The 12,654-nt window shown below is 46.3% G+C and carries 6 protein-coding genes; all 6 read right to left on the bottom strand.

All coding sequences use genetic code 11. The annotated features are described in order from the left end of the window. Window positions 1–4: 4 nt before the first annotated feature. The 6 genes from ACQY73_RS14015 to ACQY73_RS13990 all read right to left on the bottom strand — a co-directional run bounded on the left by ACQY73_RS14015 (window position 5) and on the right by ACQY73_RS13990 (window position 12,373). Window positions 5–1,714: an amidohydrolase gene (locus ACQY73_RS14015; protein WP_428667083.1), complete on the bottom strand. Its 1,710-nt coding sequence runs from the start codon at window positions 1,712–1,714 to the stop codon at window positions 5–7. 112 nt (window positions 1,715–1,826) lie between these two features. Next, window positions 1,827–3,305, bottom strand: a complete 1,479-nt coding sequence (locus ACQY73_RS14010) for a RagB/SusD family nutrient uptake outer membrane protein (protein ID WP_428667081.1) — start codon at window positions 3,303–3,305, stop codon at window positions 1,827–1,829. A 175-nt stretch (window positions 3,306–3,480) separates the two neighbouring features. After that, a complete protein-coding gene (locus ACQY73_RS14005; RefSeq protein WP_428667079.1) occupies window positions 3,481–6,666 on the bottom strand; it encodes a SusC/RagA family TonB-linked outer membrane protein in 3,186 nt (1,061 codons plus the stop codon). Window positions 6,667–6,769: 103 nt separating this feature from the next. Then, entirely contained in the window at window positions 6,770–7,651 is an 882-nt protein-coding gene (locus ACQY73_RS14000; RefSeq protein ID WP_428667077.1) for a DUF1684 domain-containing protein, read from the bottom strand. 46 nt (window positions 7,652–7,697) lie between these two features. Then, a complete protein-coding gene (locus ACQY73_RS13995; protein ID WP_428667075.1) occupies window positions 7,698–9,158 on the bottom strand; it encodes a RagB/SusD family nutrient uptake outer membrane protein in 1,461 nt (486 codons plus the stop codon). Between the two features lie 38 nt (window positions 9,159–9,196). Next, window positions 9,197–12,373 carry a SusC/RagA family TonB-linked outer membrane protein gene (locus tag ACQY73_RS13990; RefSeq protein ID WP_428667073.1) on the bottom strand — a complete coding sequence of 1,059 codons (3,177 nt, stop codon included), beginning with the start codon at window positions 12,371–12,373 and terminating at the stop codon, window positions 9,197–9,199. Window positions 12,374–12,654: the final 281 nt, after the last annotated feature.

The raw sequence follows: 12,654 nt of genomic DNA, 5'->3' as shown, positions 1-12,654 counted from the left end.
TTCGTTAATTTTTCTTGTAAATGGTTTTGCCTTCTTTGATGGTTTCCAATACCTGAACATCTTTGATTTTGGAAGGCTCAATGGTGGTGATATCATCAGAAAGTACCACTAAATCAGCGAGTTTTCCTTTTTCAATGGAGCCTTTTGTGTTTTCCTCAAAATACTCATAAGCACCGTTGATAGTTATTGCCCGCAGACCTTCAATGGGCGTGAGGCGTTCCTCGGGGCCAATGACTTTCCCCGAACGGGATTTGCGCTCTACCGAGGTCCACAACAAAAACAACTGATTGATGGGCGTAACACCAAAGTCGGTATGGTTGGTGGCGATGATGTTTTTCCTGATAGCTGTTTTTAAAGGACTCAAAAACTTAGCTCGGTCGTAGCCTAAATTTGTTTCGTGCACATCGCCCCAAAAGAAGGCGTGATTGCTGAACAGGGCAGGAAGCAAGCCCAATTCTTTGTATTTATCCAATTGGTCGGGACGCACAAACTGTGAGTGAATCACTACCGGGCGACGATTGATACTGGTAGTACCCAACACTTTATTGGCATTTTCAACGGCGGCGATGTACATATCAATGGCCGCGTCGCCATTGCAGTGCACATAAGTTTGGAGATTATTGGCAAATCCTTTGATAATAGCTTCATTGAACTGCTCCTGATTCACGACCGGAAATCCGCGGCATTCAGCATCGTTACAGCCGGGCACTTTGGTCAAGTAGGCTTTACCGAAAAAAGCCGTTTTGCCCTGCGGAGAACCATCGGACATAAACTTAAAACCGTTGATCTTAAAGTGGTTTTTCAAGACACCGTACTGATAATCAGGATTGTTCAATACCTTATCAATCACTCCATAAGAAGGTAGCGCTTCAATGTCAATGAATAATTCACCTCGTTTTGCCGCTTCTCTTAACAATTCCAATGATTCAAAGCCCGAACTGCCATCTTGTGCAGTAGTTACGCCGAAGCTGGCATAATAAGTTTGTTGTTCTTTCAGTTGGGCCAAACGGTCTTCCAATGAACTTTTGTTCGAATCCCCAAAGTTGACCCGAATAAGACCCTGTGCTTTTTCCTGAAATAAACCCGTCGGCTCTTTTGAATTGTCTTTCCGTTCCACTACACCTCCTACCGGGTCAGGTGTATCGGCATTTACTTCCGCAATTTTCAGTGCGGCCGAATTAGCCACCGACATGTGCCCGGATACGTGGGTAATCACGACCGGATTATTGGGGAATGCCGCATCAAAATCTTCTTTGTTAGGATGTCTTTTTTCGGCCAATTGATCCACATCGTACCCAAATCCGCGAATCCATTCGCCATCTTTGATTCCTTTTTGGGCTTTAAACGCCTGTAATTCACTGACTAAATCGGCTATTTTACGAACATTTCCTACCGGTGGTGGATTCAGATTGGCCATGCTTGCCCGTCCAAAACTCATAAAATGACTGTGTCCGTCAATGAAGCCCGGCGTGACCGTTTTACCGCCTAAATCGACAATTGCCGTATTTTTTCCTTTTAATTTTTGAATATCATTGTTGGTGCCGACGGCCAGAATTTTTCCGCCTTCTACCGCTATTGCCTGCGCAACGCTGTTTTGGGCGTCAACGGTAATGATTTTTCCGTTGATAAAAATCTTGTCGGCCGTTTTTTGGGCATAGCCGAGCGATGCGGTCAGGATTGTTCCGAATAAAATCGAGTAGGTTAATTTTCTCATTTTTAGTGTTTTTGGTGGTTGTCTGAATATAACCCCTATCCCCAGCCCTTTCCCCACTTAGGGAAAGGGAGCCGAAAAGTCCCTCCCTACAGGGGAGGGGCTAGGGGTGGGGTTATTTTGGCGCTAATTTGTTGTAAGCCACTTCACTGCTCGGTACATTCCAAACATAATTGCCGGCCGTTGGCAGTACTTCCGGAGCAGTACCCGCATTTCCGATTTTACTTGGCAAAGCTTGTACTCGTCTCAATAAATCGGGCGTTCTGAAACCTTCTCCCAGCAATTCAATTCTTCTTTCATTGAGAATGGTGTTAACCAATTCTTCTTTGGTTCCGATTCCTTTGGTGAATGTGTATGAAGCATCTGAGCGATTGCGAACGGCTTTCAAAAGAGCGGTCGCCGTAGTTAAATCATTGTTTTGCGCGGCGGCTTCGGCGTAGTTCAAAAGCACTTCGGCGTAGCGGATCAAAGGCACATAATCAGAGAAAGGAGCCGCGTTTTTAGCAAATTTTTTCAGCAGCTTCTGTCCGGCGGTATTGGTGGTAATCAGTCCTTTACGGGCATCACTCGAAGTTGTCGAAGCAAATACCGGATCGGAAACAATGGCCGAAGGATTCAGGTAGATCACGGGCGTAAGGTAATTGGCGGCCAACGCGCTTTGCAGTCCCGGCGCTTCGGCGGCATTCAGGAACGGAATGGTGAAAAGTGCTTCGTTGCCAATGTAAGAACCTCCAAATACAGTTGCAATGTTGGCTTCCAAACGATGCGTCAACGTTCCCGAAATGTATTGATAAGGAGCCGTGGCCGGTACCAATTTGGCCGCTTCGACAATGACATTGGCGTAATCTGCTTTAGCTAAATAGACCCGCGTTTTCAAAGCAATGGCTGTGGCTTTGTGCGCTCGCGAAGCCGTCAATACCGCTGTTGTGTAATTGACAGGTAAATCGGTTTCTGCTTCGCTGAGATCTTTGATGATTTGGGCGTACACTTCCGCGACGGTACTGAAGGCAAAATCGTTGTTTCCGCCTGAGGTTTCAGCTTTCAAACGCAGTGGTAGAGCAGGGGCAGCGCTGTTTTGGGCAAAAGGTTTGGCATAGGTTTGTACCAAACTGAAATACGAAAAAGCCCGTAGAAATTTGGCTTCAGCCACATAATTCTTTCGCAAATCTTCCGCTACTACTTTTGACGTAGACAACTTGTAAATCAGGATGTTAGCTGCGTTGATCGTCGTGTAAGCCGCACTCCAAACCGAATTGACAAAATCTCCCGAAGCTGTGATGGATTGGTTCCAAACGTTGGCTCCTGTGGAGTTATTTCCGTCATTTTGGCTAAACTCATCACCACGTTGTTCGTTGAACACAATGTGCCGTCCGCCATAAAGTGACTGACTGCTGAATTGACCGTAGAGTCCGTTTACCTGTGCCAAAATTTTGGCGGGGGTGCTGTACGCCGCCTCGGTTGAAATAGACGTAATGGGAGCTGTATCCAGCAGATTGTTGTGGCATCCCATGAGAAAAGCAACGAGTAATGTGTTAATTATCAGCAATTTGCCATTGCTTTTTAAAATTTTATTTATTTTCGGATTGATTTTCATTTTGATTCCTTCTTGTTCGTAAAAAATAAATTCTTTTTCAATCGTAGAAACGAGACTTTTATTTTGAGTCAGTTCGGATTATAAATCCGATACAATTTGGGTCCGGATTGCAAATCCGGACCAGCTCAGGTCCGGAGCGAAACGTCGCACCGTTGCAAATCCGGACCAGCCCTCACTAAAAACTGACATTTAACCCCACGGTAAACACCGACGCATTGCCCGGAACGTTTTGATCTTTGCCCGAATTGACGGAGTTCCCGTTGATGGAAATTTCAGGGTCAGACCCACGATAACTCGTAAACGTCAGAATGTTAGAAGCTTGTACGTAAGCTCTGGCCGCAGAAATGTAGTTGGCCAATCCTCCTTTTTGAACAGGAATGCGATAACTCAGAGCAATGTTTTTGAGCTTTAAGAAAGAGCCGTCTTCCACAAAGGCCGAATTGGTCGAAGAGAAACCGCCCGAAAAACTGTCACCCCACACCAATTTGGGAACGTCGGTGACCTGTCCGGCGGTGGTCCAACGGTCTTTGATGAACGTGCCGTTGTTGAAATACCGTTGATCAGAAAGCGTACCGCGCGTTCCATTGTATAATTTATTACCCCCTGAGAAAATAAAACCAAGGGTTAGATCGAAATCTCCGTAGCTGAGATTGTTGTTAAATCCTCCGTAATATGTTGGTAATGAAGGGCCTTGTATTCTGCCGTCGGCGTAGTTGTCAATGGCAGGGGCGGAGCCGCCGTCTAAGTATGTAAAGGCTTTGGTAAGGGCATTGTATTGCACTGTTTCATCTTTTCGGTTGATATACAGACGATTACCATTGGCAGGATTTACACCCGGTGAAGGCACGGCAAAGATAGACCCGACCGAATAGCCTACGCGAGTGACATTCTGAATACCGAACGTAGTCAATGAGGTAGGATAAATATCGCCGCCCGTTCCCAACGACGTTACTTTGTTTTCAAGGGTGGCAAAATTCACATTGGCACTCCACTGAAACTTCTTGGCGTTGATAATGTTGGCATTGAGGGCCAATTCAATCCCCTGATTGTACAATGAACCTACGTTGGCCGCAATAGAGTTGCCCGGAATTCCCTGCGATGACGATTGAGGCGCACTCAAGATCAGGCCGTCAATGGTGTTTTTATAGTAATCGGCTTCCAACGTAAAGCGGTTGTTGAAAAAGCCGAGGTTTAGACCAATGTCAATTTTCTTACTGGACTCCCAACGTAATGCTGCGTTGCCTGCCTGTCCGAAATAGAGCGTTGGGACTCCTGCATAAGTGCTTGAATTGTACTGAGAAAGAGCTGCATAATCATTAAGACTGCTGTTGCCTACCACGCCATAACTGGCCCGAATTTTCAACGCATTGATGGTTTCACGAAGTGCTGAGTTTTGATAGAAGGTTTCTTCTGATACGTTCCAGCCTATGGAACCTCCCCCAAAATTTCCCCATTTATTCCCCGATGCCAACGCCGATAAGCCATCGCGACGGAAGTTGAAGCTCAACAGGTATTTTCGGTTATAATCGTAAGTGATGTTACTGAAAAAAGAAATTAAACCGTTCTCTGTCTGCACGTTAGAGGCAGGAGTGATATTCGTAAATCCGCCTTGATAACTGCTGAAAAATGGATCAGCTAAACCTGTACGGGTTGCGCCCCAGCCATCTACTTTGCGGTAAATTTCCTCGTGACCAACAAGCGCTCTTACGTTATGAGTTTCGTTGAACGTGGTGCTGTACGAAAGTGTGTTTGTCCAGTTGGAACGGAAATATTTGGTCGTGGAGTTGGTGGCTGTACCGCCCGTTGGAAAACCTTCTCCACTGAATGGATTTCTGAATTCCTTGTTTTCTACTACATAGTTATTAATTCCATACACAGTTCTGAATTTCAGGTCTTTAAGAAGTTCAACTTCGGCGAATAGGCTTCCGATCAACGTGTTGTTTTCGGAAGAGTTCTTGTCCAGATCCAGTACTGTTTGCAGGTTATAAGCATTGAATACTCCTAAAGCCGAATTGTTGGGACCGTAGCCGATATTGCCGTTGGTCGTGTTGATATTATACGAACCGTCGGCATTATAAACGGGCACGTTAGGCGGCAAAATGTACGTCATCCGGGCCAAAGGCTGTAATCCGATGTATTGCGTATTTACGCTGTTTCCTGACGAAGAAGTAACGGAATTCGGGCCGATAGCGCCTGAATTGGGGCCGGCATTGATGGAATTACTGAAAGAGAAATTGGTTCCGATGCTGATGCTGCGATTGAGTTTATGCTCTAAATTCAACCGAGCGGCCTGACGTTTAAAGGTATTGGTTTTTAAAATCCCGTTTTGATCGGTGTAATTCACTGAAGCAAAATAATTGGTAGCATCGTTTGCGCCCGAAACATTGAGTGTATGATTGTGCGAGACGCCCGTTTGGTAGGCTACGTCGTACCAATTGGTGCCTACTTCGCTGCCGTCGGTATTTTTTCCCAATACAAATCCAGGCGTAAGGCCGGCGTTTACACGTGCTTCATTTTTAATGGCTACGTAGTCGGCAGGATTTAAAAGTTCGGGCAAATTGTAGGCTTTGTTCCAACTCACCCAGCCATCGTAGGTGACTTTGGTTTTGCCTTTCTTTCCTTTTTTAGTGGTAATAACCACGACGCCGTTGGCCGCTCGTGAGCCATAGATCGCAGCGGCAGATGCATCTTTTAATATGTCAATGGTTTCAATATCAGTAGGGTTGATGTCAGCCAAAGGGTTGTTTCCGACAGAGCCACCTGCTGAACCGGTGAATACCGTTACGCCGTCAATGATAATCAGCGGATAAATGGAGGAAGTAACGGAGTTGACACCTCTGATGCGAAATACGGGTGTGCTGTTGAGCGCGCCGCTGGGTTGAACAACGTTCACACCCGCGGCCTGTCCGCCCAAAAGTTGGTCTAAACTTTGAGCAGGACGGTTTTCCAATTGCTGAGACGTAACCTTTGTGGCTGAACCGGTGAATGATTTTTTGCTTTCACTGGAATAGCCCGTCACGATGACTTCGCCTAACTGGCGGGTATCTGAGACTAAGGAAACATTGATCACATTCTTTCCCTGTACTTCGATCTCTTGGGTAGTGAAACCGATGTATGTAAAGACAAGGAGGCTGTTGTCGTTAGGCACCTGAATGGAGAACTTTCCTTCGGCGTTGGTTTGGGTTCCGATCTTTGTACCTTTCAACAGCACGTTTACACCGGGCAAGCCGGCTTCGTCGCTGCTTGATACAGTTCCTGTGATGGTTTTGTTTTGGGCAAAGGCCACATTTGCTAAAAAGCAAAGTATAAACAGGGCTTTCAAAGCAATGGGCAGTAAGTGGGTAATGGTCTTTTTAAACATAATTTTAGGTTGGTAGGTTAGACTCTGAAAAGGATTTGGAGCAAGAAGAGTATGCAGTCGGTTATGAGTAACCGACTGCACATCCACCGGGAATACGCATCAATTAATGATCGCCGTGGTATTTTTCGCCGGCCTTAACAGCCAACGCCAACTTATTTTCTTTGGTTGGAAGCGGACAAGTGGCATAAGGAGTAAAAACACACGGAGGATTGTAGGCTTTGTTGAAGTCGATGTAGCTGTATCCTTCGGCATCGGGTGGGGTTGCGTCCAAAAAGCGTCCGCCGCCGTAGGTGTCGTGTTTGTTGGTTAGATCACCAAAAACAAAGTGAGGGCGTTCTTTGGAACCCACCGATTCCAGACTGTATTCTTTTCCGTCCACGGTAAAGACAAACTTGCCCGGAGATTCCTGTTCGTAGGAACGGCCGGTGATGTCAACAATGGTCAATTTTTTGCCTACCGTTGGGATAAATTTGGCTTTTACCCGCCAATCCTGACTGATCGGAAACGTTTCAATGCCTTTGAAACCCGTTACGGTAGGGCTTTCCAGGTCGCGCAAACGAATTGCAAACTTTTCGCCCCGCTGAATGATAAACCAACGTAACGATTTATGTTTCAACACGGTAGGTTTGCCCTGATACGGAAAAAGCTCGGCAGTAGAGGCCGCTTGATCTCCCAAAAATACAGAAGTGTGCTTTGCGGCTTCAAACGTCACTTTGCCGTTTTTCAGGATTATTTTTCCCAAGAAAGCGTCGCTGTGATCAGTGGGAAATACGATGCTGTTTTTAGCATCGCCGCCAATGGTATTTTCGCCTTCCTGTAGCCAAAACAAACCTGCCAAATTGAGCCACCCTTCCTCTTTTTTGAGGTCTTCGATGCGTTTTTGATGCCACGATTTAATCTCTGCTTCGTACGCAGTTTCGACCGTAAAGGCGAAAAGAAAAATCGCGAGCAACAGCAATCCCAAATTTGTTACGTTCTTTTTCATGATTCATTTTGTTTAAATAACAGTCACAGTTTTGTTGAAAAATCTATTAGTCCAGCAGTGATTTATTGGTTACTATTTCGGTATTTGGCAAGGGAAAAATGTAATTGGCATCCGACGGTTTTACCTCCGGCGCACTCAGTGCACTGCTGGATTTTGCCGGCAATGGCAACAGATTGCGCAACAGGTCATTGGAACGGAACCCTTCGCCCAGTAATTCAATGCGGCGTTCTTTCAAAATAGTATTGACCAAAGCCGTTTGCGTGCCAACGGCACTTGCCGGGAATACATAAGCGGCATCTGAACGGTTACGCACCGCTTTCAGCAACTCCGCCGACTTTGCCAAATCGCCGGTAAGAGCAGCGGCTTCGGCGTAATTGAGCAACACTTCAGAGTAACGAAGGATGGGCAGATAATCCAGAAACGGCGATGGCTTGTTGTATTTGGTCAGGAACTGAACACCCGAAGCGGTACGCGCAAACGTGCGTCTCAAATCGGTGGATTTCCACTCGGCCTCTCCCCAAATTCCCGTTGGATTGAGGTTATACTCTGAGTTGGCATTGAATACATAAGGAAAAGAAGTTTGGCCCGTTACGTTATCCAACTCTGTCATTGGTACCGACAAAATGGATTCTGTACTGGTATAATTGGTCGTGAAGATCTCCACGATATTTTGCAACTTATGCGCTACGCCCGTCGAAGCTGAGAACGGAGCCGTTGTTGATACAATTTTCTTGGCTTCTTCAATCACTTTGGCGTAGTTGCCAATGTTTAAATACACGCGGGTTTTCAGCGCGATTGCCGTATTTCGATGTGCTCTGGTAGTATTGAGCAACGCCGTCGAATACGTAAGGGGCAAGTCGGCTTCCGCTTCGTCCAAGTCTTTGATGATCTGCGCGTAAACCTCCGCGACCGAACTGCGTTTGAGTGCGTTGTTGGCTGTCGTGGTTTCAGCCTGTAAACGCAATGGCAAGCCCGGCGAAGTGCCTTTGTTCTCATTGTAAGGACGGGCATACAACGTAACAAGGCTGTAATAACTTAACGCCCGTAAAAACTTTGCTTCCGCGATGTATTGCTTGGTCAGCGTTGCGCTTACTTTGGTAGGATTGTCGTTCAATCCTTTAATGAGGATGTTGGCATTATTGATGGCGCCGTAACCCGCCGCCCAAAATCCCGCTACGAAATTGGAACCTGAATTCAACGTTTGGTTCCAGGCTTCGTAGGCCGTAAACGTGTTGCTGGTGCGATTGATAAATTCTTCGCCCCGCGCTTCGGTATAGGTGTAGTAGTTGCCTCCGTAAAAATTGCCGTTTTTAACGGCTTTGTATATTCCGTTAACCAGTCCCAAAATACGGTCGGGTGTATCGAAGGCATTGGCACCACTGATGGCCGTGATCGGATTGGGATTAAGTAATTCCCGGTCGTTGCAACCTGAGGCAGTCAATAAAAGCCCTAAGCACAAAGCACTGCTGAAACGACGGATTGATGTATCTTTTTGAACTGTTTTCATGTTCGTTTTACTTTAAATTCTTAGATCATTTAATTCCCTTAAAAACTGACGTTCAGGCCAAACGTGAAGGTTCTGGCTTGTCCAACCGAATTTTTTTCTACGCCGGGAGTGGTGTTGGAGTTTCCGTTTACCGACGATTCGGGGTCTGTGCCCGTGTATTTCGTCAACAGAAAGAGATTGGAACCCTGCGCATACACCCGAACGGTGCTGAGGCCGATCTTGCTGAAAATGGGATTAGCAGGAATCCGGTAGCCAAGCGAAGCATTTTGCAAACGAACAAAATCGCCCTTTTCCGCATTGGTAGAGACCGGGAAAGAAGAACCGCTCGACAATTGGTCGTTGTAGACCAAGCGTGGGATATCGGTGATATCGCCGGGTTTTTGCCAACGGGTCAGGATTTCGGTAGAGTTGTTGTAGGCGCGTTGGTCAAGCAGCGTTGCGCGTGTTCCGTTCATAACCAAATTGCCGCCCGAAAAGGAGAAATTGATGCCCAGATCAAAGTTTTTGTATTTGAACGTATTGGCAAAACCCCCGTACCAGGTAGGAATCGCGTTGCCAATGAGGTAATAATCTGCGCCCGTGATGGCAGGTGCTTTTGTTCCGTCCAAATACGTCCATTGGCTTTGACCTGCTGCCACGACTTGGCTGTATTGTACTTTTTCTCCTTTGGCGTTGATGAAGATCCGTTGGCCGTTTTCGGGATTCACCCCTGCTGTTTTAGCTCCGTATAAACTACCGACGGAATTACCGACCCGCGTAATATTGGTGGTTTCGTACGAAACGTGCGTAAAACCCACGATGTCCGTATTGCCATCGGCCAGCGCCGTTACTTTGTTATTTAACTTGGTGAAATTCAGTGAAGTATTCCAAGAGAAATCTCCTTTGCGTAACACGTTGGCCGTGATTCCCAATTCGATACCGCGATTGTACATTGAGCCTACGTTGCCCAAAATGGCATTGCCCGGAATCCCTTTGGAAATGGCTTGCGGAGCGCTCAAGATCAACCCATCCACGTCATTGTTGAAGTAAGTGGCTTCCAATTGAACGCGGTCATTCAGAAAACCCAACTCGAGGCCTATGTTGGTTTGGTTACTGGTTTCCCAACCCAAATTCGGATTTCCTGCCTGATTAATGGCCCACGTAGGTACGCTGCCGTACAAAGAGCCGCTGTAGAGTTCCAATGAACTATACGCATCATTCAGGTTACCATTCCCTACGCGCCCCCAACTCGCCCGAAGTTTTACGTTATTTACAATGGCAGAAAGAGGCGTGGCTTTATAAAACTCTTCTTCCGACAAAGACCAACCTGCAGATACTCCTCCGAAGTTTCCAAACTTCCGCCCTGCTCCCAGCGCAGAGTTGCCATCGCGTCTGAAATTGATAGTAACGAAGTATTTTTTATTCAAATCATAGTTCAAGCGAGAGAAAACCGACAAAAAGGCTCTTTCGCTGATGTCGTTTCCGGTGGCAGAAATCGCGCCCCAGTTGCCTTGGTAATTTTCAAAAAATGGATCCGATGTTTGCGTTCTGGAAGCGCCCCAAGCCGTGTTGGTGAATTTCTGGATGTCATACCCTACCAATGCTGAAAAGGAATGTTTGGCGGCAAAAGTTGTGTTGTACGATAGCGTATTGGTCCAGTTCCAGTTGTCACGCAGGGCTGTGGTGTTGGTCGCATTTCCTTTGCTGGAATACCCGTTTCCCTGAATGGCGCTGTCAAAACTGACGTTGTCGGTACGCAGACGGTCAATGGAGTACGAACTCGTAAAATTCAGGTTTTTCAACAACTTCGCCACCGCCGAGAGCGTACCGATGATGCGGTCATTTTCGGAAGTGTAGCGGTTTTCGCGCAGTAGTGCCACGGGGTTTCCCCAGTTACTTACTACCTGATTATTTCCCATTCCGATGGTATTGGGGCTGGCAGGATTGACGTTGTACGAGCCATCCGGATTAAAGGCCGGAACGTTGGGAGGAAGTGCCACCGCCAAACGGGCCGCGCCTACCAAGAAGAAGTTGGAATTGGGCAGTGAACCCGCATAAGGTGATTCGTTGTAGCTTGAGTTGTAAGAAACACTTCCTTTTAATTTCAGCCAATCTGTGATTTCCTGATCAATATTGAAGCGAACAGCCTTTCTTTTGAATTCATTGCCCACTAAAAAACCGCTTTGATTGGTATAATTGGCCGAGAAATAATAGGAGGTAGTAGATGTGCCGCCCGAAATGCTTACGTTATGATTTTGCGAAGTTCCTGTACGATAGATATAATCGTACCAACGCGTATCGATCGGATTTTTGTTTTCATCATAATTGGGAAAAAACAGCGCCGAAGCTACTTTGTCATTGTTGGCATTGCCACCCAAAATTTTAGCGTTCAATACGGCCTCGTTTTTGATGGCGATGAATTGTTCGGCATTCAATAACTCCGGCAAACGTACTACATCCGAAACGCCCGCCCATGTTTCGTAGGTAATGCGTGGCTTGCCGGCTTTGCCGCGTTTGGTCGTGATCAATAGCACACCGGCCGCCGCCCGTGAACCGTAGATAGAAGTAGATGCGGCGTCTTTCAATACATCAATAGACTCAATATCAGCAGGGTTGATGTCGCCTAATGGGTTGTTGGGTACGGCGGTACTGGTGGATACATTGCCCGTATTGATGGGTATTCCATCCACAACCACCAACGGATACGAACTCAGCGAGATAGAATTTACGCCTCTGATTCGAATGACCGGAGGATTGTTGAGTACGCCGTTGGGTTGCGCAATGTTTACCCCGGCGGCTCTTCCCTGCAAGGCTTGGTCAAAACTCTGAACGGGTTGTTCTTTGATGACGTCTCCGGCTACCCGCACGGCTGATCCCGTAAATTCCGCTTTGGTTTGGGTTCCATAACCAATTACCCGAACTTCACCCAAATGCTTGGTGTCTGAAATAAGGTCGATAGAAAAAGTAGATTGATTCCCGACAGGTTTTTCAATGGAGGCATATCCAATAAAAGAAAAAATGAGGGTTGCGTTTTCTGAGGCATTGAGTTTAAATTTTCCCTCCTGATCTGAGATGGTCCCGGTAGTGGTTCCTTTGATGATGACCGAAACGCCGGGCAAAGGCCCGCCCGCTTCTTTGTCTTTTATAGTTCCCGAAATCGCCTTTAACTGGGCAATTGCTGAGACACCTGTCCCAAAAAGTAAAAGAATAACGATAGGTAATTGTCTGATTTTCATACTAATGACGGTTTATTTTGATGCTGATTTTTGGAAGCCTTTCCATATATTGAAAAGCCTTTTGGAGTTGGAATAAAGTTCATGAAGTGAATTGATGGTATTTGTTTGCTTCTGCAATGCTTCTCAGTTGGAAGAACTTAGCCAGTGAGTTCTTTTGTTCGGTTACTGTTGGGTTTATTTTTTAATCCATAGAATTTATATATTATCATTGAAATAGTTCTAAACAATTTGATTTGCCTTAGACAATTACATTTTAGGGTTGATCGTCCATACGATGCGCC

It is taken from the genome of Runella sp. (assembly GCF_965279615.1).
Lineage (GTDB): Bacteria > Bacteroidota > Bacteroidia > Cytophagales > Spirosomataceae > Runella.
Note: the sequence above shows the minus strand (reverse complement) of the source record. Positions and strands in the feature narration are given on the sequence as shown.

Bases quoted from the DNA above. Each gene is read 5' to 3' on its own strand.
- ACQY73_RS14010 (WP_428667081.1), bottom strand. From the start codon at position 3,305: ATGAAAATCAATCCGAAAATAAATAAAATTTTAAAAAGCAATGGCAAA.
- ACQY73_RS13995 (WP_428667075.1), bottom strand. From the start codon at position 9,158: ATGAAAACAGTTCAAAAAGATACATCAATCCGTCGTTTCAGCAGTGCT.
- ACQY73_RS13990 (WP_428667073.1), bottom strand. From the start codon at position 12,373: ATGAAAATCAGACAATTACCTATCGTTATTCTTTTACTTTTTGGGACA.
- ACQY73_RS14015 (WP_428667083.1), bottom strand. From the start codon at position 1,714: ATGAGAAAATTAACCTACTCGATTTTATTCGGAACAATCCTGACCGCA.
- ACQY73_RS14000 (WP_428667077.1), bottom strand. From the start codon at position 7,651: ATGAAAAAGAACGTAACAAATTTGGGATTGCTGTTGCTCGCGATTTTT.
- ACQY73_RS14005 (WP_428667079.1), bottom strand. From the start codon at position 6,666: ATGTTTAAAAAGACCATTACCCACTTACTGCCCATTGCTTTGAAAGCC.